Source organism: Cellulomonas telluris (genome assembly GCF_004886325.1).
GTDB lineage: Bacteria > Actinomycetota > Actinomycetes > Actinomycetales > Cellulomonadaceae > Cellulomonas > Cellulomonas telluris.
Map to the genome: position 1 here is coordinate 1 of NZ_QXFN01000119.1, position 511 is coordinate 511.

Below are 511 nucleotides of genomic sequence, written 5' to 3' on the forward strand. Positions count from 1 at the left end.
TCGTAGCGCTCCCACCCGACATAGGTCGCACCGCCGCCGCGATTGTCGTGGATCCAGGCGCTGAGGCTGCCGAAGCTGCCCTGGAACCGGTCGTCACCGACCGACACCTCGACGAGCACGACGTTGAGGTCGGCACGATCAGTGGCCGCGACGGCGGCCTCGATGCGTGCCTCGTCGTCGGCGGTGATGCCGTGGCTGCTGGCGAACGCAGGATCGATCCATACACCGTCGCCGTCGAGCTCCTGCTCGATCTCGGCGATCGTCTCGTCGCTGATCTGCTCGCTGCTCATCAGGAGACCTTCCGTCGTCGTGACCCGACGTACCACCGCAGCAGGGCGAACAGCGGCAGCACGACGAACGTGCCGAACATGGCGCCGGCCGCGATGCCGCCGCCCACGCCACCCCAGGAGTCGGAGTCGCTGGGCTCGGCCGGCGCCGTCGGGAGCGGCTCGGCCTCCCACGCAGCCATCTCGGCCGCGATGCGGACCAGCGCCGGACCGGGCTGGCCGTC

2 protein-coding genes are annotated in these 511 nt (G+C 70.5%); both read right to left on the bottom strand.

The features are described 5' to 3' along the window. Positions 1-290 (bottom strand): hypothetical protein (locus tag FB586_RS19010; RefSeq protein WP_222928405.1); only part of this gene is annotated, 290 nt, incomplete at its 3' end. Beyond that, the coding region (locus FB586_RS19650; RefSeq protein ID WP_168800638.1) for a hypothetical protein at positions 290-511 on the bottom strand (222 nt) is incomplete at its 5' end. The genes FB586_RS19010 and FB586_RS19650, both read right to left, overlap by 1 nt.